The organism is Paenibacillus qinlingensis (assembly GCF_031455095.1).
GTDB classification, from domain to species: domain Bacteria; phylum Bacillota; class Bacilli; order Paenibacillales; family NBRC-103111; genus Paenibacillus_E; species Paenibacillus_E qinlingensis_A.
Genome location: NZ_JAVDSB010000004.1, coordinates 111906 through 138379, shown reverse-complemented (window position 1 = coordinate 138379; position 26474 = coordinate 111906). Strand labels below are relative to the sequence as shown.

Sequence of the window (26474 nt, the reverse complement as noted above, 5' to 3'; positions counted from 1 at the left end):
GGCGTGTACCGAGAATAGGAGAGTTCGCAATGGAACTTCAATGGAGAAAAACGTTCGCTATTATTTTCAGCGGGCAAATCTTTTCAATATTAACCTCCTCTATGGTCCAATTCTCTATTATTTGGCACTTGACGGAGACGACGGGTTCAGCCGCAGTATTGATGATTGCTGGACTTGCTGCTTTTTTACCACAAGCGATATTGGGGCCATTTATAGGCGTCTGGCTAGATCGATGGAACCGCAAAAAAACGATGATTGTAGCTGATAGTGCAATTGCGTTTTTTAGCTTGATTTTAGGGATCTACTTCTTCTTTGGTGAACCCAGCTTGGGATTTGTTTATGTGATCTTAATGATACGTTCGACGGCTTCTGCCTTTCATGCGCCAGCATTTCAAGCAGCAATTCCGCTCATAGCTCCTGAAGATCAGTTAACGCGCGTCGCGGGTTGGCATCAAATGGTGTTCTCTTTCTCAACGGTTATTGGGCCTGCGCTTGGAATTGCTGTTTATTCGGCTACTTCCCTTGGAGCTGTATTGTTTCTAGATGTGGTTGGCGCTTTAATCGCAAATATCATGCTGTCATTTGTTAAGATTCGTCAACCCAAAGCAGAGTCTATACATACGCCTTCATTCTTAAAGGAATTTAAGCTTGGCTGGGACGCTTTTGTTCAAGTAAAACCGATCGTTGTGATCACGTTGGCTACAACCATTTTCGGCATAGCATTTATGCCACTTGCAACGTTGTTTCCTTTTATGACATTGTCGCATTTTGGACGTGGGGGATATAGTGCGAGCCTCATAGAGGCTGTTTTCAGTATTGGTATGGTCTTGGGTGGTGTTATATTATCGGTAATCGCTTCGAAATGGAAGGACATTACTTATATGAGTTTAAGTTTGGTCGTCATTGGCCTAACTTGTCTGATAAGTGGTGTTCTTAGTAAAGAAGCCTTCCTACTATTCGTGATTCTTTCGTTTTTTATGGGATCGGCTGCTCCTTTTTACAACGGCCCTTTCATGGCGATGATTCAGAGAGCGTATGAACCAGCAATGTTGGGACGTGTTATTTCACTTGTTACCAGTGTCATGATGCTTTCCTCACCAATTGGACTCATGCTAGCGGGGCCGACTGTAGATAAATATGGTGTTCAAATGTGGTTCTTCTGGTCAGGTATTATCGTGATAGTAACCGGTGTCATCTTATTCATTGCGTTCAAGCGTATGACAGTGGATCTCGTGCAAAGGAATAGCAACGGTCTGGAATAACTTTACAATGACAACGTATTCTTTTATAATATGGGAATATATGTTCTTAGTAGGGGGGATTTCATATTGCTGAAAAGTAGAGAGGATATTATTGCGCTTGTAGGTACGGATGAGTGGATGATGGATATCCTCAGAGTGGCTCGATCCTTACAACTTCCTGATTGGTGGGTCTGTGCGGGCTTTGTTCGTTCGAAGATCTGGGATGTCCTTCATGAACGTGAAGAAAGAACACCGCTCGCTGATATCGATGTCATCTACTATGATGCTTCCAATACGAGTGAGGCTAGTGAAAGAATGTTCGAAGAGCAGTTACAACAAATCATGCCACATCTACCTTGGTCCGTGAAAAATCAAGCAAGAATGCATGTTGTTAATCATATTCCTCCCTATTCGTCTTCGGTGGATGCCATGTCCAAGTTCCCGGAGACAGCAACTGCTTTAGGGTTGACATTAGATGATCAGGAGCAGGTACAGTTGGCTGCCCCCTGTGGAATTGACGATGTTCTTCAAATCATCATTAGGCCAACCCCTTATTTCGCGGAGAATAAAGATCTTGTAACTATCTTTGAAAGGCGCCTCGTGCAGAAGGATTTTAAAAGTAAGTGGAGTAAGGTGACCGTAATTCACCAATAGAAGGAAGCCAAGATCAGATGTTGGCGGTGCCGCGCAGTTGCGGCTATTTTTATTTTTACAATAGATTGGGGAAGCATAATGGGGTATGTAGAAGACTTAAGAAAAATTGTTGGGACGATTCCACTTATTCTTGTCGGTGCGGTGGTTATTATTGTGGATGAACATAATAACATTTTATTGCAAAAACGAAATAGTCATCCTGTAGGACGCTATGGCTTACCTGGTGGATTAATGGAATTGGGGGAGTCTACGATCGAGACTGCTCAGAGGGAAGTGTATGAAGAAACAGGACTTACAGTGAGGGACCTCCAATTAATTGATGTATTCTCGGGTAAAGAACATTTTATCAAAACGCCTAATGGTGATGAGTTTTATGTAGTTGTTACAGCTTATTGGACCAAGGCGTATAAAGGTGATTTGAAAATTAATGATGCAGAATCGATGAGTTTAGAGTTTAGGAAGTTGAATGAGCTGCCTGAGAACATGGTAAAAAGTCATAGAGAAATGATAACGAAGTATATGGCTGTGTTGACCTAAAGGAAGACGAACTTTAAATGGAGTGTTCCAATATGAAATCACAATCATCCTTTTTAAGGCAAATTCAGATGAAAAGACAAAGTATTTCCTCCTACAATGACTATCCTTTTAATCTAGGGGTTATAAAGAGTCTCACTTCACTTGATTTCCACCCCAAAGTGACCTATATCGTTGGAGAAAATGGCATGGGAAAATCAACGCTTATGGAGTCAATCGCAGTAGCTTGGGGATTTAATCCAGAAGGTGGGACTATCAACTTTTCATTCTCCACGAGAGCTTCGCATTCGAACTTGTATGAATATATGCAATTGGTAAAAGGTCCTCATCGACCCAAAGATGGTTTCTTCTTTCGAGCTGAAAGTTACTATAATTTTGCTACAAATATAGATGATCTGGATAATGAATTTTCTTTCGGTCGTCCCATCAAAGACTCTTATGGCGGGAAGTCCCTACATGAGCAGTCACATGGTGAGTCCTTTTTCTCAACATTTGTTCATCGATTTGGCGGCAATGGCTTATATATTTTGGACGAGCCTGAGGCCGCGTTATCCCCCCTCCGTCAAATGGCCATGCTTGCTCGAATTCATGAGTTGGTTCAACACAATTCACAATTTATCATCTCAACGCACTCACCGATTCTTATGGCTTATCCCGATTCGATTATTTATAATCTCAAGCCGGATGGAATTGAAAGGAAGACATTAGAGGAAACGGATCATTACCTCATTATGAGGCAGTTTCTGAACAACAAAGAAAGCATGCTCAAGCAGTTATTTGAAAATCCGGAGGATAAGAAATAAAACTTCTTTCCTACTGGCATACTTTCCCTCCGAGAAGCGTATCTCTCAAAGATAGTTCATCAAAGGGGGAGTATCCATATGACTGATTATACGGAGAATAACCGCGAGCATTGGAATGCCCGCACCGCCGTCAATGCTGCCAGCGCAGCCAGGTATGATATCGCGGGGTTCAAAGCAGGCAAATCCTCCTTGACTCCGATTGAACTGGAGGAACTGTGCGATGTGGCGGGGAAGTCGATGCTGCACCTGCAGTGCCATTTTGGTATGGATACGCTCTCATGGGCTCGTCTCGGGGCGAACGTTACGGGGGTGGATTTCTCCGAGGATGCGATTGCCCTAGCTGAGCAATTGTGCGAGGAAACAGGGCTAGATGCACGATTTATCTGCACTGACATTTACGAGCTGCCTAAGGTACTTGATGAAAAGTTTGATATCATCTATACATCAGGGGGGTGTCTTGTGTTGGCTCTCTGATCTTGATCGGTGGGCGAGGATCATCGCGCATTTCCTCAAACCAGGCGGCGTCTTGTATTTATTAGATGAGCATCCGTTTCTCAATGTCTTTGATGATAGGGCGGATGTGACGGATTTGCACACACACTATCCTTACTTTCATACAGAGCAACCCCTACGAATCGAGGGTCTCTTGCCTCATTCTGATCCCGCGGCTAATCAGCGGGGTGTCGAATACGCGTGGAGTTACAGTTTCAGCGATATCCTGAACGCCCTAATTGCTGCGGGCCTACGCTTAGATTATCTCCACGAGTTTAACTATGGGAGCAATCGACGCTTCCCGTTCATGACGCAGGGCAAAGACGGTTGGTGGCGATGGAGCGATGCATCCAATGATATTCCATTGACGTTTTCGCTGCAGGCGACCAAGGGGTAGAGGGGCTGTACATTGGCAAGGCAATAAAAGGTATTCCTGCCATTCATCTTAATTTGACAGGAATATCTCTTTAAGTAATAATTAGAATGAACGTTCGATCTAATAATCAGGATGTTTATTAGAAAAAACGGAAACGATAAACTAGGAGGCTTTTAACATGAGTAAAACAGTCTTTATTACAGGAACAAGTTCAGGGTTGGGTAAATTAACTGCGATTCGATTTGCTCAAATGGGCTGGAATGTAGCTGCTACTATGCGTACACCGGAGTTGGAGACGGAACTTACAGCTTACGAAAATATAAAAATTTTCAAACTGGACGTAACAAATGTGGAGCAAGTTCATACCGCGGTAGAGCAAGCGATTGCTGCTTTCGGAAAGATTGACGTGGTCGTTAACAACGCAGGTATGGGGACTTACGGTGCGTTAGAATTGGCGAAGGAGGAAGCCATCGATTGGCAGTTTGCCGTGAATGCGCGCGGCCCCATTAATGTTATTCGTGGATTTTTACCACATTACAGAACGACTGGCGGTGGCATGTTTATCAATATTAGTTCATTCATGGGGGTTACGACTGCTGTGCCGCTAGGATCGCTTTATAACATGTCCAAGTTTGCATTGGAAGGATTGACGGAAGGTCTCTATTACGAGCTGAAGCCGTTGAATATCGAACTAAGACTAATCGAACAAGGTGGATCGACAGGGAATAATTTTAAAGGAAATATTACTTGGAACAAAGACGCTGCGATTAAAGACTACGATGATCTGATGACAAAAGTAGAAGAGCGCATCAATAACTCCGATCCTAGCCAATTGGATGACCCACAAATCATTGTGGACGCGATTGTAGCTCAAGCAACAGGAGAAAGCACCAAATTCCGTACTGTCATCGGAGCCGCAGGCAACAATCTTTTAGCCATGAGAAATTCTGTACCTATTGAAGAATATTTGGACACAATAGCTAAGAGTTACATGTAACGTTTGTCCAATGGGGCTGACTTGACGAATGTGAATTTGAGTTGTATTTTAGACTGACTAGAACGAGCGTTCAATTTATTAATGGGGAGGGAGGAACAGTATGTTTGTTGCGTATAATAAGGTACAGCGAGCTGTGCTAGAAACGACACTTAACATCATTATTCAGAAGGAATTGCAGGCAACTTCAATGGCGTTAATCGCCAAAGAGTCCGGCGTCTCGACGGGTAACATTTATCACTATTTTAAAAGCAAAGAAGATATTGTTAACGAATTGTATAAAGCGATTGTCACGTTTAATGGGAATTATGTGCGTGAAGGTATCGATAAGGGCTTAACGATCCGTGAGAAGTTTGAGTTGGGATGGGAGCGGGTCATTGCGTTAGGTCAAAAGTATCCGGAGGGATTTCAATTCATTGAGCAGTATTCTTTCTCGCCTTACATTTATGATGAAGTGAAAAAAGAGGTCTATACAGGTGGTTGGTGTGGACCCATGAACCTTTTATATGAAGAAGCCATTGAGCAAAAGTTGTTTAACCCTCTGAATCCAAAAATGATGGTCCAAATGCATTACGGAACATTCGTCTACATGTTGAAAGGCCATCTGCATGGTGTGTTTGAGTTAACGAATGACAGTATCCATGATGCAATCTGTTCCTGTTGGAGTGCCGTAAAAAAATAGTCGGGCATTGGGAGGTACTACTTGATAGTTAGAAATACTGCAAAAGCCATAATCGAACATGATGTGAAAGAACTGGTTTGCGTTAGAGAATATATATCTCATCATCATGAGTACTCTATTTTAGTTAAACAGGTGCACGCCATTGAATTCGTCTTTCGTTGTTCCATAGGAGTTGAAGAGAAGATTACTCATTTACAAAATGATGTTGCTCAGGTTGGATTTGAGTGGTTAGATATTTCAACAATCATAGAGTCTCTAAAACAAGACAGCAAAGTAACTGGCCCACAGTTTCCTCAAACTCTCACACATTTTTGAAAGAATATTATGTAGCGGGTAGGGTTGAACCCTATTCAAAATTTATATTTAGTTAAGTAACACAATTGAAATCTTAATTTCACACTGAGTTAATAAACCAAACTTATAATAAAACTTGACCCCCCTTTAAAATATGAATGTGGACCCGCAGCTGTTGCTGTGGGTCTCTTTTTTATTTGTTGGCAGGATGTAAGAGAGAACTTCACAGTCCGGCGGTTCATGTGTGGGAGCTGAGACGTCGAATTTCGACGTCTCAGAGGGGATCTAGTGCGGAAGAGCAGCTGAGCAAGCAGTTTTGGACGTCTCACACGAGAGTCTCGTCCGCCAAGCTCATGTGTGGGAGCTCAACCTTATTTTAATCGACCAGAATTCTTGATAGTGATATAGTCGTAATGGGTAAAACAACCAAGATCTGACGGGGAGGTTTTAATTTTGCTTCATGATGTCAAACTTAGTATAGAAATGAAAACAGAAACACTGGAATCTCTCTTACAGCTTCTGGATGATTTCTACGTGTTCCCAGATGTTGCAAACAATATCCGTACAGAGTTTAGTCAAAAAGTAGTAAATGGCAGCTATCATGAAGTCACGACGGCATCCGCATTCTGCGAGCTTGTTACCAAAGATTTGCGAGCCATAAGCAAAGATAAGCATTTGAATGTCTGTTGGAGTAAAGACGTGCTTCCTCCAAGGAAGGTAGAAGAAAGTACAGCCGAATTTCCAGAAAGCTTAAAAACGCAGTTTATGCTGGATAACTATGGTTTTGCTAAAGTGGAACGACTCCCTGGGAATATTGGTTATCTTGAGTTACATAGTTTTGTTCCTCCGGAATTTGCTGGTGAAACAGCTGTCAGCGCGATGAATTTTTTGGCCAATACGAGTGGCTTAATGATTGACCTTCGGAAAAATCGGGGCGGGTCATCCTTTATGGTCGTTCTCCTTGCAAGTTATTTATTGGAGAGCACGCATGCAGTTGCCATAAGTGAATACTACTGGAGACATTATAAAATCACCCAATCTTTTTGGAATATGCCCTATGTTTCAGGTAAAAGATTTGGGGGTAAGAAACCGGTATGCATCTTAACCAGCGAGCAAACATTTTCAGGGGCCGAAGAATTTGCTTATAGCCTCCAAGCACTCAAAAGAGCATCAGTTATAGGTGAAACTACGGGTGGTGGTGCTAACCCTGGTTGGATGCATCGAATCAATGACCATTTTGAAGTGTTTATTCCCAACGCACATGCTATTAATCCCATAACAAAGGACAGTTGGGAAGGCAAAGGTGTTACTCCGGATATTGAAGTATCACAGGAAGACGCATTCGAGGCTGCTTATATAACTCTTCTCAAACAAGGCCTAGAGCAAATGATGGATCATCCCATTCCTGGACAAGACAAACTTAGTAAGGAAATAAGGACCACTTTAGAAAATCTTATAAAGAAATAACTCAATAGAAGCATCGTTAGATTGTCTCATTAAAAGACTGTCTGCATCTGGAGGTAAACATGAAGCTATTAGCCTACTTTACACGCACGATATTAGTACTCGCAACGCTCGGCGCGCTAATGTTGCTCGGTCTCGCTTTTCTATTCAACGATACCAGTGAGCCAGCGTACAGACTGCTTGCGATTTGGGGTGGGTATCCGCTTATCGGACTTATCCTTATCATCGTGAACGAGAAATTGCTGCGAAAAGCGTTCGCAAATCGTTCCTTTCGGACTTACGGCCTTTTTTGGGCGTGCGTCGTAATTGTCGTGTTATGCGCTTGGGCAATATCTGCCTATTTTTGAGGCGCCTTAGCTGCCGTAACTCGAAAAATGAGACTGTCGATTAATTCCCAAGCGTTTGCCCTACAATCGATTTTAATGAGTTAGTTCAAACCGAAAAAATACTTAATCGATTAGAAATGACTTGGCAGAACGATTCTCAGCTATTTAACGGAATTGGGACCCCTCAAAATAATTAATCGACAGTCTCAAAATTCGAGTTACAGCCCAAGAAAAGCCTTTTAGCCCGGACTTGGCGGCATAAAATGAGAACTAAAAATCCCCGTCCATCGGGGATTTTTAATTAAAGGATGTATTTCCAAATCACCCAAGAAATGAAAGCAGATATCCATGAGACGAATCCGAAGATCATCACAATTTTATTCTCACTCCAGCCATACTTTAGACTAAAGTGGTAATGAATAGGTGCCATTCGGAATATGCGCAATTTGGTTTTCTTGTAATACCACACTTGCAAAATGACGGATAGTTGCTCTGCGATATAGACAAAAAATAAGAGGGGAATCAAAATTTCAACCTTTTCGATGACAGCTAGGAAAGCTAGTGAACCACCAATCGCAAGGGAGCCCGTGTCCCCCATAAATGCTTTTGCTGGATAAATATTGTAAATAAATAATCCTAGTAAGCAGCCAATCATTACTAACGAAAAAGTCTGTACTTCAATTCTTTCGGAGATGACAAAAAAGAAAAAGAACGTTGGTATGGCAACGTTGATTAGAAGTCCATCCAGCCCATCCGTAAAATTGATCGCATTGGCTGAACCAACAATAAATAAGATCATGACGATGAGATAAACGAAAATTGGCAAGTGGAGGTTGTAACCTTTAAATAGGGTTATATCTGAACTCAACTCAAACTGATAAAGTAAAACAAATAACAATACAATAGTGAATGAGAATTGAAAAACGAGTTTCGTTTTTCCTGAAATACCTGAGGGGTCCTGAAAAGCAGCCTTTTTAAAGTCATCCATGAATCCCAGTAAGCCAAATAAAACAAACGTTGCTCCAAGGAAAAGGACCAGTGGCAGCGGGTGGAAGTATGTTGAAGTAATTACTCCTATAAGAAGGATAATTCCTGCCATTAGTGGCGTACCACGTTTGGCCTGATGGTCAGGTGGCAACTCGACTCGGATTGGTTGCGTCAGCTTTAAACTGCGCAATGTCCATATTAAAAAAGGTGTTAACATAGCGACAAGTAGAAATGAGACACTTAAAGCACTTAATAATGAACTCTCCATCGTGGTTCTCCCCTAACGAAATCATTTAAATTCGTATAAGATAGTATACGACATCTATATGGACAAATAGTCCCTTTAAATAGCTTGTTTCCAATATTTTACTCGAGTTTAATAACCATAGTCCAGCAGTGGAGGAGAACAATATGCAAAAAAATATCAGAATCTCATTGACGATAAGATTTTCTTCGGCGGAGCCGCGGATGTGACAGACATGGTGAACAACGAAAATGTAGAAGTGATTGTAGATCTACGTGGTGAAGCGACGGAATGTGCAGATCCCAACGCAAAGGTAGAATGGATCAAAGTCCCCTTGGGAGACAATGCCGAAGGTCCTCAAGATGAGCTATTCCAGAAGGCGATTGGCCATGTGGTTGAGGCGTACAAGAGTGGTAAGAAAGTGGGCTTTCACTGTGGTGGCGGCGGTGGTCGAGCCGGTGCAGTAGCTGCTGGAACTCTAATCACCTTAGGCATAGCGAAGAGTCTTGACGAAGCCGAGGCATTGGCAAAAAGCATACGTCCCAAAGTAAACATAAAGCCTCCGCAGCGTGAAGCTCTTGAGAAAATCTATGGAAGTGGAAGCGGAACCTAGATGCCTTATTAGGCTAAAATTAGATGAAAACGCACGCAAGGGGAACGTATATGCACTAATTAACCGATTATCGCTATTAATCGCGTTTTTCGGCCAAATAGAGCATTGTAGTTCCCCTTCAGTGATGATTTCGCCTTTGTATCTACAAATAGGACACCCTCGTTCCCTCGAGAGAGAACCTAGAGGGTAGCCACTTCCTCAATCAACTAATTCCCGTAAATATCTACCTCGGTAATGCTATTCCATCCATTCCCGGATGAGTTGCCATGGCCAACAATTCTTACATAGCGCCCCGTCGTATCTGTGAAATCGTATTGGACCTGAGAGAGCGTCTGTGTACTCACTTTATTGCTCGCGACGGAAGACCAAGCCGAGCCATCTGCGGATACTTGGATATCGAACGTTGTAGTGCGCACATCCCCTTGATGAAAAGCTACGGACAAGTAAGCAATCGTTTTGCTGGAGCCAAGATCATACCTGATCCATTGTCCATCACCTTGTGAGGACCAACGGGTGCTCAAACTGTTGTCGATGGTATTCGACGCAACATTGCCATCATTACCACTATCCGTCACTGAGGATACGCTCAGAATGACAGGGTTTGTACCGCCGCCTCCCGAACAGCTTGTGTAGGTAGTAACACTGCCTGTATACATGTTGCCGGAAGGACTGCGTGTATTTCCACATGCTTTTGCAGATCCGCCATCCACATTAACAACATAAGGTGTGCTATTATCCATATTGGCTATATTGTTGTAGAAGTCATTATTAAATCCCCAGCCTGTGGAACGTTCGTGTACCTGGAAAGCATCCACAATGACGGAATTCCCATTTCGATTCACCGTATTATTGCGAATGATGGAATTATTCCCTTTCACATCCATAAAGCTGTCAGAGTAATTCGCTCCGCTTATTCCCGTACCGTTAAATGTACTGTTCTCCACAATGGTCCCTGTCGTACCTTCCTTAATATCGACAGATTCAGCTCTAACGTTCGGGCCGATGGTTACATTGCTTATTTTATTATTGTTTGTCGCCGCATTATAAGTTCCCCATTTGCCTACATCAGAGCCGACATACACACCTTCACCGTAATCGGGAGTCAGCGTGCCCGTGTCATGGACATAGGAATTCTGGATCGTATTATTCGAGCTTCCATCACGATAGTGGACGCCTTCTTCTCCGATATTGTAGACTTCCACGCCATCAATCAGACCATTGTTCGCGTTATCTTGCATGATGCCTTTTTTCGCATTTGTTATTTTCAAGTCTTTGATCTGAACATAATCACCTGTGATGTATAACGTATAACCACTGGAAGTGCCGCCTCCATTCAAAATGGCTTTGGAAGAAGCACTAGCGCTCTTAAGGACAATTGGGTTAGATGAAGTACCATTAGCAGCAACAACGAAATTTCCTGTGTAAGTACCTGATGCAAGAATAATGGTATCTCCGGCTGCAGCACTCGCGAGAGCACTTGTCAGGCAGGAAGCTGTGCTACAATTCGTAGTAGCTGCATAGCTGCGTCCCGGAACAATCATTGTCAAAATGAACAGCACCATGAGTACGACTGCGTGTAACTGCGTAGGTCTAGTTGGGAGTTTCATGAACGTGGACATAAATTACCTCCTCATTTGTGATAACGCTTACATTGTTCATCGTAGAGCTTGCTAGTAATAAAAGGTAGTGGCTATCTTTATATCGGATTGTGTAATTTTTGGAAACCGAATAAAATTATTCTTATTGCGAATTTTTTCATGGAAAGGAGCATTCCTATGAACCTAAATGATCTTCATAAGTATCTGCCATCACTGAAACATGTGACCGAAATGACGCGGATTACGAAAGGATTCTCCTTCGATGGGAAATATTTTTTATATGAAAATAGTCACATTCCCGCGTATGTATTACGTACTTCACCTTTGGATCAAATACAAAAAAAACGAGCGGAATTCGACGTTGTTGCTAACGTGTATGCGAAGGGAGTAAAAACTTCCGAGCCTATTGCATTTGGATCCATACCTACATTAGATATTTGTTATATGCTGCTGATTTATGTGGAAGGAGAGGATGCCTCTGACATCTTACCTTCCTTAACGGATGACGAGCAATTCCACATTGGGTTGGAGGCTGGTCGTGAGCTGCGACTTATGCATGACCTACCTGCTCCTCACGTAGAAGACTGGTATGAGAAGCGATTCTCAAAGCATAATCGTCAATACGAAAACTATCGCAATTGTGGCGTTACGCTTCCAGAAGAAGAGGCGGTCCTCTCTTTTATACATAAGCACGCAAACGACATGCAGAATCGCCCCAACCGCTTCCAGCATGATGATTTTCACACAAGCAATCTTCTTATTCATAATCGCAGCTATGCGGGAGCTATTGATTATAACCGATATGACTGGGGAGACCCGTATCATGATTTTCTGAAAGTTGCCTACTTTAGCCGCGAGGTTAGTATCCCGTTCTGCAGGGGGCAAATACTCGGCTACTTTGATGGCACGGTGCCAGATGAATTCTGGCGATTGTATGCACTCTATACAGCCATGATTATTTTCCCGACAATTACGTGGACGCTGCAGGTGGTTCCTGAACAGTTGGCATCTATGTTAGATAGAATTCATGTTGTTTTAGATGATCATCACAACTTTGAGACGTGTATACCCAATTGGTTTACTCTTTCCAATTAGCACATCGCATACCTCCTAGTATTTGGCATATACAAGCTTATCTTACATACAATGGAGATGTACAAGATACTGCTTGACTATGGGGGAGCTATGAAGTCGAAAACGCTCATGATTTTACAAATTGCTGCTACGTATGTGGGGACTGTGGTGGGGGCAGGATTTGCCTCTGGACAGTCCATTATGCACTTCTTTACCATCTACGGAGCGTATGGCGGAGTTGGCATCGGGATTGCAACGGCCTTTTTCATATGGATCGGTACGAAAATGATGATTCTCTCTCATAGACTGAAGGCGTCCTCCTACCAGGAGCTGAACCATTATCTATTCGGGCGTTTTTTTGGAAAAGTTGCCAATGCCTTAACGTTTATCATCCTATTTGGTGTAACCGCTGTGATGATGTCCGGTACGGGGTCTATTTTCGAGGAGCAGCTGGGATTACCTTATCAATTTGGCATTATCATTAGTATATTATTGTGCTACTTGGTCATGAGTAAAGAGATGCATGGGATCCTAGCCATTAATTCCTTTGTCATGCCGTTGATGCTTTTTTTCATGGTGCTTGTGATCACCCGAGTTGTTGGTATAGAGGGTATGCATGGAGCTGGGAATTGGCAAGAACTGCAAGTCATGACGCATTTGAAATGGATCCTAAGTCCGTTTACGTATGTAGCCTTAAATTTTGCCTTCGCACAAGCGGTATTGGTGCCACTAGGCAGTGAGGTGAAGGATGAGAGCATCCTGAAATGGGGAGGCTTATGGGGAGGCATTGGGCTTGGTGCTATGCTGCTCATTAGCCATTTTGCGATACAGACACGGATGCCAGAGATTTTGAATTACGATATTCCGATGGCTGAGATTATCCGAGGTTTTGGGCAATTCGTCCATGTCCTATTCATCCTCGTTATTTACGGGGAAATATTAACGACGTTGATTGGCAATGTGTTTGGGATTACGCGACATATTGGGCGGATCTATCCACTCCCACGGAACTGGGTAGTTATGGCTACATTAGTGGCATGTTTATTAATCAGTCAAGTTGGCTTTACATCACTTCTCACGTATTTGTATCCCGTCTTTGGGTATATGGGGATGATTCTTCTTATTTTTTTAATCGTCAGACCCGTCCCTACTAAATAAATCTATGCTTTGAAGGAGCACTTGGTATGTTCGTTACTACAATTAATAACGTGGAAATTCGACGCTTGAGTCGTGCTGATGTTCCAGCGATTCGAGCTCTTATGGTTGATGTCGTATCTCGACTGGCTTCGCCGGACCTTTTTGCCATGGATGATGAGAAATATTTGGATGATCATATAGAAGGAAAAGGGGAGATATACGGCGCTTTTCAAAATGAGGAGCTTGTTGCTTATTCCGTATTGGCGTTCCCTGGTTCAAGCGAAAGTAATCTTGCCAGGGAATTTGGAGTGCCAGAATCCGATTTAACCCTCGTTGCCGTCCTTGATGCTACCATTGTTCATGAATCTGTTCGTGGTCAAGGGCTACAGCAATATTTCCATACCTTGCGCGAAGAGCGCGCTCGTGAAAATGGCTGCCGGTACGTATATGCGACGGTTCATCCCCAGAATGTTGTAAGCAAAAATAATCTAGAAGCAGATGGGTTTACGCACCAATTCACCCGCCTCATGTACAATGGCAAGCTAAGGCATTGTTATGCCAAGCACTTACAATAAAGAGCAGGCGAAGTTCTATTGCATAGAAGATGTACATGACCTTAGGGAGGTGTGACCATGAACTACGTGGAAACAACGAGATTGCGCTTACGCGACTGGGAAGAAGCGGATTTAGAACCATTTTGCCAATTGAATGCGGATGAAGAGGTCATGAGATTTTTCCCGAAAACCTTATCGAAGGATGAAACGCATGCGTTCTATCATGCCATTCAAGCAGAATTTAAAGAATGCGGATTCGGCTTTTATGCCGTGGAGACCAAAGAAAATAATGCGTTTATCGGATTTATTGGCTTCCATAGGGCTATATTTAAGGCTGAATTTACCCCCTGTATAGAAATTGGATGGCGGCTTAGGAAGGAAGCTTGGGGAAAAGGCTACGCAACGGAGGGGGCCGAAGCCTGCTTGCGCTATGGATTTGACGAATTAGGATTGGACGATGTGTATAGTTTCACAGCCGAGATAAATAAACCATCACAAAGCGTCATGATGAAGATCGGCATGCGTTTCGTCAACGAGTTCAACCATTCTAGAGTGGAGAAGGATAGCCCGCTTTATAAACATGTGTTATATCACATCCAAGCTAAATAAATGTTGGAGCTCATGTATAAATGGTGATGACTTGGGCCATACTATGTATTACTGCGTTAAAATGAAAAAAGAAGTAAACCTGTTTACCGGATAATGTTCGAATAATATATGTATCCATATTGGAATTGAAATTGAATAAAGTATTGCCTGCAATATGTTTCATTTCTCTTTTCGGGTAAGACGCAAGTAGGATGAGGCCGGATCTATGATCTGGCTTCTTTTTTATTGTGTATATGTTAAAATAAGGAAGAATCATATTCGGTTATAATCGGTTTAAGAAGGAGTTGACTGTTCGTATGACTGCACGGTTACCGCGCAAGATCACAAGAAGATCCTTTTTGAGCTCATCAAGTAAAGTAGTGCTGGGCGTTTCTGGCTTGATTTTAGGGAATACGGCTTTGTTTTATTACGGAGTAGCCCATGGGCAAAAGCAGGAAGATCCGACCACAAAGGAAATTCCCAGTAGTTTCGTGAAGATCGGTGAAGTGGAGCGGCTGAAGGCTTTAACTGGTTTCGAGCGGGTCTACTATACCGCTACGATTGTAGATGCCTGGGTAAAGACGCCTAAACAAGGATTTGTCTATGTGACGAAAGATGAGCGCGGCGCGCTCGTGATCCTTTCCCCAGCCTGTACGCATCTGGGTTGTACGGTGGAGCCGGCAACTGAAGCGCAGCGAAGCCGCAAAAGGGAGCTTTTCTTCTGGTGCCCCTGTCACGGAGCGGAATTCGATATCGTGGGGAATGATGTTTTTATGGGGCTGCCGAGATTGGAAACGTATGAACCCTACATTATTGAGGGGCATGTCTACGTGGATATTGCGACGCCAATGAAGTGAATAGGGCTCGTGAAACAGATAAAAAACCACAACCCTTCACGGTTGTGGTTTTCAGCATATAGACTTAGGCATTTCTTCTTCGTGCCCAGAATTGTTTCCATTGAAAATATACGAAGCATCCGAAGCAAAAGCCGCTTAACGCAAGCACGACCGCTATGGTAAGCATACTTAGTGTAATGTAAGCCAAAGTCATGCTACTGAAGAGTACGGCCGTTAGGGTAACCGCCAGAAACAGGATCGCTAACAGGTTGTTGAAGCGCAGCAACTCGCGGCTTTCGGTTCGTGAACTGACAGGAAAGAGTGGGGAGAACAACCGGACGAATAGATTGTATTTTACGCCGTAAGAACGACTAATAAGCTGAATGATCAAAGGAACGGCAAGAATCCAAAGCTGCTGACTCAGAACACTGGCAACAATGCTTAACAAAATACCGAGTTGATTACCCCGCACACGATGCAAGGGAACCTCATCTACACAATCATAATCGCCCCGCAAAAGTTGGTTCGACATAGTTGGTCATCCTCCGTTTACAATGAAATGTTAGTATCCTTAGTATACACTAATTCATAGTATTCGGGTAGGATTTAAATAAATTATTATTGCCGCAGGTTTTTCATAAACATACTCGGGGTCATGCCTTGCCACTTACGAAATTGATTCGTGAAATGGTTATAGTTCTGAAAACCAACGTCGTAACACACTTCCGAAGCGCTGCGTCCTGTGTCGGCTAGCATCATAACCGCTTGTTGAATCCGCATGCGATTCAGTGTATCAATGATGGAGTAGCCTGTGCTCGCTTTAAAAAGGTGAGATAATCTCGACGGAGAAAGTCCGACGGTCTGAGCGAGACTATCCAGGCGAATTTCTTCGCGCATCTGTTGTGAAAGCAAGCGGAGTACTTCTTCGATGCGAGGGTCGATTTTGCGTAAGCTTTTCTGCGCCATCATCAAGATGATTTCCCGTAGGGAACTGCAGCAGAGCTCGAACCAATATTCGCCGCGTTCACGGGAGTCAGCCAATATGCGGGCAAAAGCTAGGTGAATTCGCTCTTGGATGGATTCGTTCTCAATATTGACGAAGAGTTGCCCTTCCTGTGGGAGCAAGTTCGTTTCTGTTAGTGTGGAGGGGAAATGCACCCATACGAATTGCCAAGTATGATTTTTCATCGTGCCATAATCATGGGGTGTACCTGGAGTCAACAAAATAAGAGCTCCTTTCTTGCAGATTTGTTGAACACCATGGTAATTAACAAAGCCAGCTCCTTCTAAAGTAAACATCAATAACCAATCATCACGACCGTGAGGACGTTTCATAAAATAGGAATCAGGTTCTAGGAAATGGCCAGCGAACAATCCATTTGTATTTAATATCATGATGGGAGACTCCTTCTTTTCCTGTTTAAGTAGATATATTATATCACGGAATAGCAGGATTGTAGGAATCATTAGCATGATTATTACTTCTATGTAATCCAATATTTCGTTATGCTAAAGACATAGACATACAAGTTGATGGCGGAGGTAAGCGTGATGACGAGAACATTAGTTAAATTGACAAAGGAACAAAAACAGCATTTTGAATCAGAGGGTTATGTGATTGTGAAGGGGCTGTTCTCGGAGAATGATTTAGCTGAAATAGATGAAACTTTTGAAACGATCAGCCATCAGAAGGTTCCAGGATATTTTGAACCTGATTTGTCAACGGAGGTCGTCGATCCACTGAAACGCTACCCGCGTGTCATGCACCCACACCGGTTTAATGAGACCGCCAAGACCTATATGCTGCATCAGCCCGTATTGGAAGTACTAGCAGATTTGTATGAGGAGGAGGCGCTGGCTGCGCAAAGCATGTTTTACTACAAGCCACCGGGCTCCCGCGGACAGGCGCTGCATCAGGATAACTTCTATCTGCAAGTTGAGCCTGGCAATTGTATTGCAGCTTGGACAGCGATCGACGCGGCCGATGAGGACAACGGTGGATTGCTCGTTGTTCCGAAAACGAATGCGCTCGATATTTCATGTCCGGACATCGCAGATGAGAAGGAATCTTTTACGACCCACTATGTAAAGCCGCCGAAGGATGAGAAAGCTATGCCCGTGGTTATGGAACGCGGCGACGTTCTCTTTTTCAATGGCAATCTGATTCATGGTTCTTATCGAAATAAGACCAAGGATCGCTTCCGCCGTGCGTTCATTTGCCACTATGCCAATGCTTCGGCGACACATATTAGCAATCATTATCGACCATTGTTTCGAGCAAATGGGGAACCGGTTTCCTTAGAGATTAACCCTAGTGGCGGGCCTTGCGGCGATGAGTTCAAGACCGTGTACCCGCATTAATTGGGGGAGCAGATGGTAGAAAAATAGATGCAGATGCAGATACACGAATCGCTACTAGGGCAGCTTCATGGCCTGAAAGCGATTCTTTTTTGCAAAGGTAAGGGGGTTCCATTGGATTTCGCTTGACAGCTGAAATACTTCAATTTAATCTAAAGGAGTTAGTTAAACGTTTAACCGATGGAGTTGAAACATATATGAGCAGACCCAAACAAGTGACCATTGTTGAAGTGGCAGCAGCAGCAGGCGTATCGATTGCCACGGTCTCCAATGTGCTGAATAGAGGTGGAATCCGTTCGTCTAAGGAGACGATCCGTAAAGTTGAATTGGCGGCAGAGCAATTGGGGTATCGACGCAATACGATGGCAGCAGGGTTGAGTCGTAACAAAACCTTTGAAATCGGCCTGATTGTTCCCGGGCTGACGAGCTATTACGGGCGGTTAGCGGAGGTTTTACAGATGGAAGCCCATCATGCGGGCTATCATTTATCGGTTTTTTCATCAGGAGGATTCGATCCGACGATTGAACGGAGGAACTTAGAAGTGTTGCTGCAGCGAAGGGTGGATGGACTCATCTGTCATGGATTAGCGATGGGGAAAGATTCTACACGCGCGATTGTAAATAGCGGAACGCCTCTCGTACTCATTAATGGCTGGGGATGGCCCGAGGGTATTGCCGTTGGTGCTGTAAATTTAGGCTTTGCTGAGGCTTGCAGACAATCAACGAAGTTGCTTGTAGATCGTGGCTGTGATGAACTCATCTACGTGGGCAGCAGATACTCGAATGTCATTGATGAACAGCGGCGGAATGGATTCCATCAGGGTTTAGGGGAACTGACCGTGAAGATTGCGCATCGCATCGTTGAAATGAAGGAACTGGACGTGGACGCATTTCTCCAAGATGTGGTGGCAGGGCCAGCAAAGCGAACGGGGATTATCGCCTTTGATGATCATGTTGCACTAAAGCTGCTATCGGCTGCCAATAGGCAAAAGATCGACTTCCCGAACCGACTACAAATGATCAGTATTAATAACGACTATATGGCTAAGCAGAGTTACCCTGGCATCTCCAGCTGGGACATCCCTTACGAGCTTCAAGCTCAAAGAGCGATTAGCAAACTCCTGCATAAGTTTGGGCATACGGTAGAGGCAAGCGAGGAGCGAGAATTTGAAGTCCCGCTTATTTTTATAGAACGAGAAACATCTCGGTTAGTTGAGTAAAACAATACGTCGCGGCCTCCTTTTGTTGGAGGTTGCGGCGTTTTTTATATGGAGAGAGTGCCGGCATGGAGGGAGTCGACGCAACAGGTATGACAACCAGCTAGGACAATGCTCCATCCTAAAATTTGTAGGCAACCTGCGTGTAGTCCGATATTTCCGAATTAAAACGAGGTTTCCATTCGGAAAAGAACGAATAGTCAGATTCTGCCGAACTATTTGCTCGTATTCCTCGTTTCGGAGGCGTTTGGGGCGAAATAGTTGGGTTAGTTAGGACTAATTAAGAATTGATGAGGCGGATAGGAAGATTAATTCGGTAATTTCGGACTATTGGATGCTGAGGGAAATCCGACCTGGCATGTGGCATGTGTAAGTCGAAAATTTCGAGTTACGTGTGCGCGACAGGGTCAATTGGGTTGTGTAAGTCGAAATTTTCGAGTTGTGTGTGTGCGACAGGGTCAATTGGAGTGTGTAAGTCGAAATTTTCGAGTTGCGTGTGCGCGGCAGGGTCAATTGGAGTGTGTAAGTCGAAATTTTCGAGTTGCGTGTGTGCGACAGGGTCAATTGGCATGTGTAAGTCGAAATTTTCGAGTTGTGTGTGTGCGACAGGGTCAATTGGAGTGTGTAAGTCGAAATTTTCGAGTTGCGTGTGCGCGGCAGGGCTATGTGGAATGTGTAGTTCTGCAATATCTCCACTATTTCTTGAAATCGTCTGCTAGTTTCGACCATGTAACCGACCTATACTTAGAACAAGTAAACGTTACCAAATAGATAACCCAGTAGATCAGAATGAAATGTTTCGTCCAAGCGGTCTGTAGTCTAAGCAGTTTGTAATTTGATGGGGTTGTGGTTTGATTGTTTAGGTTTGATTGTTGCGTTTTGCGGTTTGTGGTTTAATTCTTGTTTGATTGTTGCGGTTTGTAGTTTGCTGTGTATGCTCCACGCTCCACAGCTCACAAAGTATAAATAGGAGGGGTGTTTGTACAATGAAAAAATGGACTCTTTTAGGACTCGCCACCATGTTTGCGCTTACAGGATGCTCAGATAACAAGGCCTCAGAAACACCGTCAACCGCAACGGGGTCACCCAATGCGACGGGAACGGCGAAGCCAGCAAAGCTCGCGTTGAACTGGTCTGTAGCCAGTGGGTACTTAGCGAATGTGACCTTACCTTCCGGAGACAAAGATTTTGTGAAGAAGGCCATCGAGGAGAAATTTAACGTAGATTTGAAAATTGATTATATGGTGATGGGCAAAGAGTACCACGATAAGCTCAATGCCACATTGGCGGGAGGAGCAGCTCCGGATCTATTCATCGCAGGCGGTGCAGAGTCACAGAAATACATCACGGATGGGATCACAGCTAATCTAACTCCTTATTTCACCAAAGAAGCTTTACCGAATTATTTCAAATGGGTGTCCAAAGATGAAGTTGACGCGTTCCAACTAAAGCAAGGGGAATTCACGCGGGCGATCGATCCTTTTCAACGCAACTCCTACGCGGCGTGGTACATCCGTCAGGATTGGCTAGATAAATTGGGGCTTAAATCCCCGAAAAATTACGCCGAACTGACCAACGTCATGACGCAATTCACCAAAGGTGATCCTGATGGCAACGGCAAGCAAGATACGTACGGCTTCTCGGCAGCTGGAAGTGGTGTAACGTTACCTTTTGACTTCCCACAATGGTTAAATAACGGCTTTGTTGCCGATTTCCAAATTACGGACAATAGCTACGTGGACAATCGCACGGATCTGAAAGTGCAAGGTGTCCTTGAGCAAGTCGTGGAATGGAACAATGCAGGAATTGTAGACCCGGATTGGTTCCTGAATAAGGCTCCCGCTCAGTTAGATAAAGCAGCGCAAGGCAAGGTTGGCATGTTCTTCAGCGGCGATAAAAGCGTCGCCTTAGACAGCTTAGCAACTAGCGTACAAAACCGCTCGAAGGCGCTGGATCCAAAAGCGAATTGGCAGCCGATTTTCCCGCTGGATAAGCCGATTATTTGGAAATACAACGTACCCGAAGCTACGATCCTAATTAGCAAAACAACAGCCGACAAAACGCCGGATAAAGTGAAGCGCTCCTTGGAAATTCTCAACTGGTTAACAGGTGAAGAAGGCTTTCTGCTGACGCATTATGGTCAAGAAGGCAAACACTATACCAAAGCAGGCAACAAGATTACGTTGAACGTAGCCAACTTTGAAGCAGATATCGCGAAAGCTGGCAACTGGTTGAACGTGTACGCTGCCTTTACACCAGATGAGCCGAATATTCTTGGATTTGAGTTAATCGATTCCCGTATCTCTGAGCACGACCGTGCGATTCTGAAAACCGTTGAAAGCTTTCCGAAGCATAACGCCTTGCCTCCTGTGAGCTTAGTTCCTCCTGCTGGCATTAATATCGGAGATTTCCGCAAAGAAATGAGTAAATATCACATCAAAGCGGTGCTGGAAGACAAGAGCGGCAAAAACTGGCCGCAATACCGTGAAGAGCTGATGACGAAATTCAAAGGCAGAGAGATTTTCACAGAGTATACGAAGCAAATTAACACGGCACTGAAAGATAAAAAGCTGAACGATTTCAAATAAGCGTAATCAGGCTTCGAGGGGAACCCTAGGAACGTTCAGGGGTTTCCTTCTGCCTTCTAACTGGATTAGACAACTAGGAGGAGATGGCGATGGCGGAAACCATAGCTGTAAGACAAGAGAAACCTACCGTTACACGCCCGATGAGGCAGGGCAAGCTACGCAGCCTATATCTGAGCAGATGGTTTTACCTCATGATGATCCCTGGGTTGGTCTATTATGCACTGTTTCACTACGCCCCGATGGTGGGAGCTTTGATTGCATTCCAAGACTACAACCTCATGAAGGGCATCTGGGGAAGTCCGTGGGTGGGTTTTGATAATTTTCGTATCATCTTTGACAATCCTGAATTTGTGCGCATTATGCGAAACACCTTATTGATCAGTCTTTATAAAATCGTTGGCAGCATGGTGCCGGATGTGATCCTTGCCCTGATGTTAAATGAGGTCCGGGTCAGATGGTTTAAGCGCGCTGTACAAACGATTACGTACGGCCCCTATTTTCTGTCGTGGGTTATTGTGTATGGTTTAGCATTCTCCTTCCTCGCCCCAGGCTCTGGTTTAATCAGTACCTTCGTACGCGATATGGGTTGGGGATCCATTGATTTATTAACGAATAAGGACTTCTTCAGACCTTTGATAGTACTTACAGAAATTTGGAAAAATACCGGATTCGGAGCGATTATTTACTTAGCGGCTCTAGCATCCATCAACCAGGAACTTTATGAAGCTGCCGTCGTGGATGGTGCAGGACGCTGGCGTCAGCTCTGGCATATTACGTTGCCGGGTATCCGTGATGTTTTCGTGCTCCTGCTGATTATTCGGATTGGCGGCATCTTGGATGCAGGCTTCGATCAGGTTTTCATCTTTTTAAATGCGCGTGTCTATGATGTTGGAGATATTGTGGATACGTGGGTGTATCGCTACGGTTTTGAGCGTCTTGAGTTTGGTGTGGCTGCAGCCATGGGTGTGTTCAAATCGGTTATTGGACTCGTGCTCGTGATTGGCGCAAACAGGCTTGCTAAGAAAATGGGAGGCTCTGGCATATGGTAACGGTATACGACAACGAGGGTGTAGGAGGCGATTCGCATGTCTTTTGTGAGTCATAAAACCAAAGGGGATCATGCGGTAGATGTGGGGATTTATACAGTCCTGGGCTTTTTCGCCTTGATCACGTTATTCCCGCTCTACTATGTGGCTATCGTCTCCATTACACCCTATGTGGAAGTTATGAAAAACGGCGGTTTCGTCATCTGGCCTGAGCATATTACTTTACAAGCTTACAAAGAAATATTCGGTTCACCACGGATCCCGCAAGCCTTGAAAATCACCGTATTCATCACGGTCGTAGGGACGACGCTGAATCTAATTGTGACGACCCTGCTGGCCTATCCCTTATCTAAAAAGTCGGTGCCAGGCCGCAATTTTATCCTGATGGCGCTCGTGTTTACGATGATTTTCAGTGGAGGGATTATCCCGCTTTATATTTTGGTGCGCAGCCTTGGCTTATACGATTCGGTCTGGGCACTCGTGATACCTGGTATGGTATCTACGTTTAATTTGTTGATTGTCAAAACCTACTTCGAGAATCTCCCTGCGGAGGTGGAGGAAGCTGCGCGAGTTGATGGATGTGGCGAATTAGCAACGTTGTTCCGCATTGTCCTCCCTTTGTCTGCACCGATTATGGCGACAATTGGTCTGTTCTACGGCGTTACCCATTGGAATGAATATTTTAAAGGGATTTTCTATCTCTCTGACAAATCGCTCATGCCGATGCAAGTCGTGCTCCGGAGTATGATTCAAACGCCGAATGTCTCGACAGAGCTGTCGATTAATTCACTCGTACTGGATGCCCTGCCGCCAGAAACGATCAAAATGGCCGTCGTCGTTGTGGCAACATTACCGCTATTAATAATTTATCCTTTTTTGCAAAAGTATTTTGTAAAAGGCGCATTGCTGGGTTCAATTAAGGGGTAATGGAGGATTGGTACAGCTATGAGAGCAGTCATTGCACGAGCAGGCACCGTGGAAATCATGGAACTGGAGGAGCCGGCGTTAGAAGCCAACTACGTGTTAGTGGAAACGGCATATTCTGCGATCAGTCCAGGAACCGAAATGATGCTGAAGGACATCCAATCGAACGAGCCGATTTTCTTAGGCTATAGTGCCATGGGTCAGGCTAAGGAAGTTGGAGCAGGTATTACGCATGTGAAAAAAGGGGACCGCGTCGCCTGCTACGGGTCGCCGTTTGTCCGTCATGCCGAGCTTCTCAAAGTCCCGAAGCATCTGGTGGTCCCCTTGCCCCAGCAAGTGGATGCCCAAGAAGCGGCTCATGTAGGGCTCGGCGCTATTGCTATTCATGCTTTACGGCAGGCTGATCTGCGATTTGGCGAGTCCGTTCTCGTTGTTGGCTTAGGCATACTGGGGCAGATGGTGTGCCAAATTGCCCAAGCGTCGGCGAACATCGTGATCGGCATCGATCGTGTAACCGAGCGTGCGGAGAAGCTTACAGCCTTCGGCACACCGCTGGTTTACAACAACGAAGATGACATGATACGTAATCTTCCGGACATTACCGGAGGAGCAGGTGTAGATGCTGTCATTCTATGTGTCGGTGGCGGCAACAGCGAGATGATCGATAAGGCGTTGGGCTGGATCCGCGATAAGGGAAAGATTGTTATCGTGGGTGATGTAAGCATGACGTTCAATCGGGAACTGATGTTTCAAAAGGAAGCGCAAATCCTCATCTCCCGTGCAGGAGGACCTGGCAGATATCTGGAAGATTACGAGAAGAAAGGCATCGACTATCCAATTGGACTTGTGCGTTGGACCGAGGGACGCAACATGGCGGAGTATATTCGTCTTTTGGCTGAGAAGAAGCTGAACATCGCGCCTTTGATCTCGCACATTTTGCCATTGGAGCGTATTAGAGAGGCTTATGACTTATACCGTAATGCGCCACAGCAAGTGCTGGGCGTTGTTGTCCGTTATGGCGATTCTAGCAATGAATGCTAGTTAAATGGCTATTATTTTTCTATACTACATATAGGAGTTTCAAATCAGGGATTGTAGGGTATAGGGGGATCTGGCATGTTTCGTCGGCTTAGAAGAACTAACTTCATCTCCAGCGTCTCCACCAAGCTTTTCATTCTTACCTTCATGTCGGTTATCGTGCTGTTTCTGGTGATCGGCGTGTTCAGCTACCAACGTCTATTCGAACCTATCAAGCAAAACAACGAAAAAGTACTGCAAGGCTCTGTCGTTCAAGTCGAAAATTATATTAAAACCCTAATGAATAATATACAAACACAATTGATTTTTCTCTCCACGCCAGTCCTCTCTAATATGGGGGAAAAAGATTTCGTCCAACTCATGGAAAATGTGTTGTCCTATCATCAGGAGGAGATCGCCAGTATTTATGTGATCGAAGATAACACGGTACGGATCTCCTCTCCGTATGGTTATCGTGTTTACGTCCCGGCAGAACGAATAGCGGAAATCACCAATCAAACGAGTAAAACGGGCTTCTGGTGGAGCCCTCCTCATACAATCAATGACCACTTCGTCCTCACAGTCGCTAAGCAAATCGACAGCCGGCGAGTGGTAGCCATGGATGTCAACTTAAATGCACTGACTGGACCGCAAATTATCCAAGACGATCCGGACAATCAGCGGCGTATTTATCTGTTTACAGGCCAAGGCGATTACCTCTCCACAAACACCTACCTAGCGTACCCGAAGACGTATCTCAATCATTTGGAAATGAAAGAGGCGTTACAGGTACTTACGCAGCAAAGCGGTACTTCCTTTAACACCGTTCACACCTCATTTGGCAACTATATGGTTCTTAGTTCTAATCAAAATCGCTGGGATTGGTTCGTTTTCTCCGTTATTGAGGAGTCGCAAGCATTTCCTTTACTAGAGTCACTCAAGGAGCAATTGGTCTTTGTGTTGTTTATGGCCATTATCCTTGCTTTCATCCTATCCGTCTGGATTACGAACTATATTCGCAAACCTGTAACCGCGATTACAAGGCAATTCAAGGCAGCGGCGCGCGGGGAGCTAGAGGCTCGCATTAAGCTCAAACGCAATGATGAGTTTACGCATATTGCCAATGGTTTTAACGGCATGATGGATGACATCCAGTCCTTGTTTGACGATTTGCGCGTAGCGGAAGAAAAGAAGCGGCATCACGAGCTCAAGGTGCTGCAATCGCAGATTCATCCCCATTTTTTAAATAATACGCTCAATGCGATCTATTGTTTGGGGGAAACGGGGCAAACGCAGGAGATGTGCGAGATGATTCGCTCGTTGATGGGCCTGCTGCAATACTCCACAGACAAGGTAGGAGACATTGTAACGGTCGAGGATGAATTAGCGCAATTGGACAATTACGTGCAGATTATGAATCTGAGATATGGGGACGTTTTTGTCATGGATATTGCCGTACCAGAGATTTATAATGCCACGCCGATTCCGAAGCTGACGTTGATTACGTTGGTGGAGAACAGTATTTTCTATGGGCTCAGTAAGGAAGAGGTCAATCATATTATTGTATGTGGCAAAGCGCATGAGGGAGCCGGAGTGGTCCTGGAGGTTTCCGATACAGGACCGGGGATTCCGCCGGATAAGCTGAAGCTGCTGCTAGAGGAGACAGGTGCAGCCAATCCGAACAAAGGGTTAAACAATTTGGGCATGCGGAATGTCCAAGAGCGACTGCGAATGACGTTCGGGTATCCATACGGGCTGCATTTTCATAATGAACCGGATGAGGGATTAACGGTGACGATTCATCTGCCGGCCGGAGAGCAAGGATAGCGTCGG

Annotated in this window: 28 protein-coding genes; 24 read left to right on the top strand and 4 right to left on the bottom strand. The window is 44.6% G+C overall.

Annotated features, from left to right (window positions below; genetic code table 11):
- The first annotated feature begins 29 nt into the window (after window positions 1-29).
- The 11 genes from J2736_RS14045 to J2736_RS13995 all read left to right on the top strand — a co-directional run bounded on the left by J2736_RS14045 (window position 30) and on the right by J2736_RS13995 (window position 7881).
- Window positions 30-1262 (top strand): MFS transporter, encoded by a 1233-nt coding sequence (locus tag J2736_RS14045; protein ID WP_310499227.1) that lies wholly within the window; start codon window positions 30-32, stop codon window positions 1260-1262.
- 63 nt (window positions 1263-1325) lie between these two features.
- The gene (locus J2736_RS14040) at window positions 1326-1895 is read left to right on the top strand and encodes a nucleotidyltransferase family protein (RefSeq protein ID WP_310499556.1); all 570 of its coding nucleotides are present in this window, start codon (window positions 1326-1328) and stop codon (window positions 1893-1895) included.
- 78 nt (window positions 1896-1973) lie between these two features.
- Window positions 1974-2432: an NUDIX hydrolase gene (locus J2736_RS14035; RefSeq protein ID WP_310499226.1), complete on the top strand. Its 459-nt coding sequence runs from the start codon at window positions 1974-1976 to the stop codon at window positions 2430-2432.
- A gap of 68 nt (window positions 2433-2500) precedes the next feature.
- Window positions 2501-3232, top strand: coding sequence for an AAA family ATPase (locus J2736_RS14030; protein ID WP_397340820.1), 732 nt, complete (start codon window positions 2501-2503; stop codon window positions 3230-3232).
- A 78-nt stretch (window positions 3233-3310) separates the two neighbouring features.
- Window positions 3311-3706 carry a class I SAM-dependent methyltransferase gene (locus tag J2736_RS14025; RefSeq protein ID WP_310499224.1) on the top strand — a complete coding sequence of 132 codons (396 nt, stop codon included), beginning with the start codon at window positions 3311-3313 and terminating at the stop codon, window positions 3704-3706.
- Window positions 3690-4121 (top strand): hypothetical protein, encoded by a 432-nt coding sequence (locus tag J2736_RS14020; protein WP_310499223.1) that lies wholly within the window; start codon window positions 3690-3692, stop codon window positions 4119-4121. The genes J2736_RS14025 and J2736_RS14020 overlap by 17 nt, the downstream gene beginning before the upstream one ends.
- 157 nt (window positions 4122-4278) lie before the next feature.
- Window positions 4279-5097, top strand: a complete 819-nt coding sequence (locus tag J2736_RS14015) for an SDR family oxidoreductase (RefSeq protein WP_310499222.1) — start codon at window positions 4279-4281, stop codon at window positions 5095-5097.
- Between the two features lie 100 nt (window positions 5098-5197).
- The gene (locus tag J2736_RS14010) at window positions 5198-5776 is read left to right on the top strand and encodes a TetR/AcrR family transcriptional regulator (RefSeq protein ID WP_310499221.1); all 579 of its coding nucleotides are present in this window, start codon (window positions 5198-5200) and stop codon (window positions 5774-5776) included.
- A gap of 21 nt (window positions 5777-5797) precedes the next feature.
- Entirely contained in the window at window positions 5798-6091 is a 294-nt protein-coding gene (locus J2736_RS14005; RefSeq protein WP_310499220.1) for an NUDIX hydrolase, read from the top strand.
- A 432-nt stretch (window positions 6092-6523) separates the two neighbouring features.
- Window positions 6524-7537, top strand: coding sequence for a S41 family peptidase (locus J2736_RS14000; protein WP_310499219.1), 1014 nt, complete (start codon window positions 6524-6526; stop codon window positions 7535-7537).
- A 59-nt stretch (window positions 7538-7596) separates the two neighbouring features.
- Window positions 7597-7881, top strand: coding sequence for a hypothetical protein (locus tag J2736_RS13995; protein WP_310499218.1), 285 nt, complete (start codon window positions 7597-7599; stop codon window positions 7879-7881).
- Window positions 7882-8161: 280 nt separating this feature from the next.
- On the opposite strand, the gene mraY is transcribed toward J2736_RS13995, so the two are convergent.
- Window positions 8162-9115: a phospho-N-acetylmuramoyl-pentapeptide-transferase gene (gene mraY, locus J2736_RS13990; protein ID WP_310499217.1), complete on the bottom strand. Its 954-nt coding sequence runs from the start codon at window positions 9113-9115 to the stop codon at window positions 8162-8164.
- A 211-nt stretch (window positions 9116-9326) separates the two neighbouring features.
- On the opposite strand from mraY, the gene J2736_RS13985 reads away from it, so the two are divergent.
- Window positions 9327-9704, top strand: coding sequence for a protein-tyrosine phosphatase family protein (locus J2736_RS13985; protein ID WP_310499555.1), 378 nt, complete (start codon window positions 9327-9329; stop codon window positions 9702-9704).
- A 206-nt stretch (window positions 9705-9910) separates the two neighbouring features.
- Here the strand turns inward: J2736_RS13985 and J2736_RS13980 are convergent, their stop codons facing one another.
- On the bottom strand, window positions 9911-11323 hold the full coding sequence (locus J2736_RS13980) for a discoidin domain-containing protein (RefSeq protein ID WP_310499216.1): 1413 nt from the start codon (window positions 11321-11323) through the stop codon (window positions 9911-9913).
- Window positions 11324-11479: 156 nt separating this feature from the next.
- On the opposite strand from J2736_RS13980, the gene J2736_RS13975 reads away from it, so the two are divergent.
- The 5 genes from J2736_RS13975 to J2736_RS13955 all read left to right on the top strand — a co-directional run bounded on the left by J2736_RS13975 (window position 11480) and on the right by J2736_RS13955 (window position 15512).
- A complete protein-coding gene (locus J2736_RS13975; protein WP_310499215.1) occupies window positions 11480-12397 on the top strand; it encodes an aminoglycoside phosphotransferase family protein in 918 nt (305 codons plus the stop codon).
- Window positions 12398-12487: 90 nt separating this feature from the next.
- Window positions 12488-13534, top strand: coding sequence for a YkvI family membrane protein (locus J2736_RS13970; protein WP_310499214.1), 1047 nt, complete (start codon window positions 12488-12490; stop codon window positions 13532-13534).
- Between the two features lie 26 nt (window positions 13535-13560).
- Window positions 13561-14088, top strand: coding sequence for a GNAT family N-acetyltransferase (locus J2736_RS13965; protein ID WP_310499213.1), 528 nt, complete (start codon window positions 13561-13563; stop codon window positions 14086-14088).
- A 57-nt stretch (window positions 14089-14145) separates the two neighbouring features.
- Complete coding sequence (locus J2736_RS13960) at window positions 14146-14676, top strand: GNAT family N-acetyltransferase (RefSeq protein WP_310499212.1); 531 nt, start codon at window positions 14146-14148, stop codon at window positions 14674-14676.
- Between the two features lie 296 nt (window positions 14677-14972).
- Window positions 14973-15512 (top strand): Rieske 2Fe-2S domain-containing protein, encoded by a 540-nt coding sequence (locus tag J2736_RS13955; protein ID WP_310499211.1) that lies wholly within the window; start codon window positions 14973-14975, stop codon window positions 15510-15512.
- A gap of 64 nt (window positions 15513-15576) precedes the next feature.
- On the opposite strand, the gene J2736_RS13950 is transcribed toward J2736_RS13955, so the two are convergent.
- Window positions 15577-16023: a DUF4395 domain-containing protein gene (locus J2736_RS13950; RefSeq protein ID WP_310499210.1), complete on the bottom strand. Its 447-nt coding sequence runs from the start codon at window positions 16021-16023 to the stop codon at window positions 15577-15579.
- Window positions 16024-16109: 86 nt separating this feature from the next.
- Window positions 16110-16886 carry a helix-turn-helix domain-containing protein gene (locus J2736_RS13945; protein ID WP_310499209.1) on the bottom strand — a complete coding sequence of 259 codons (777 nt, stop codon included), beginning with the start codon at window positions 16884-16886 and terminating at the stop codon, window positions 16110-16112.
- Window positions 16887-17042: 156 nt separating this feature from the next.
- Between J2736_RS13945 and J2736_RS13940 the strand changes: the two genes are divergently transcribed.
- The 7 genes from J2736_RS13940 (at window position 17043) to J2736_RS13910 (ending at window position 26468) form a co-directional block, all read left to right on the top strand.
- Window positions 17043-17852 carry a phytanoyl-CoA dioxygenase family protein gene (locus J2736_RS13940; RefSeq protein ID WP_310499208.1) on the top strand — a complete coding sequence of 270 codons (810 nt, stop codon included), beginning with the start codon at window positions 17043-17045 and terminating at the stop codon, window positions 17850-17852.
- Between the two features lie 194 nt (window positions 17853-18046).
- Window positions 18047-19069: a LacI family DNA-binding transcriptional regulator gene (locus J2736_RS13935; RefSeq protein WP_310499207.1), complete on the top strand. Its 1023-nt coding sequence runs from the start codon at window positions 18047-18049 to the stop codon at window positions 19067-19069.
- 983 nt (window positions 19070-20052) lie between these two features.
- Window positions 20053-21654 carry a hypothetical protein gene (locus J2736_RS13930; RefSeq protein WP_310499206.1) on the top strand — a complete coding sequence of 534 codons (1602 nt, stop codon included), beginning with the start codon at window positions 20053-20055 and terminating at the stop codon, window positions 21652-21654.
- Window positions 21655-21743: 89 nt separating this feature from the next.
- Window positions 21744-22703: an ABC transporter permease gene (locus J2736_RS13925; RefSeq protein ID WP_310499205.1), complete on the top strand. Its 960-nt coding sequence runs from the start codon at window positions 21744-21746 to the stop codon at window positions 22701-22703.
- 36 nt (window positions 22704-22739) lie between these two features.
- Window positions 22740-23627, top strand: a complete 888-nt coding sequence (locus J2736_RS13920; protein WP_310499204.1) for a carbohydrate ABC transporter permease — start codon at window positions 22740-22742, stop codon at window positions 23625-23627.
- 18 nt (window positions 23628-23645) lie between these two features.
- Window positions 23646-24665 carry a zinc-dependent alcohol dehydrogenase gene (locus tag J2736_RS13915; RefSeq protein WP_310499203.1) on the top strand — a complete coding sequence of 340 codons (1020 nt, stop codon included), beginning with the start codon at window positions 23646-23648 and terminating at the stop codon, window positions 24663-24665.
- 75 nt (window positions 24666-24740) lie between these two features.
- Entirely contained in the window at window positions 24741-26468 is a 1728-nt protein-coding gene (locus J2736_RS13910) for a sensor histidine kinase (protein ID WP_310499202.1), read from the top strand.
- Window positions 26469-26474 lie beyond the last annotated feature (6 nt).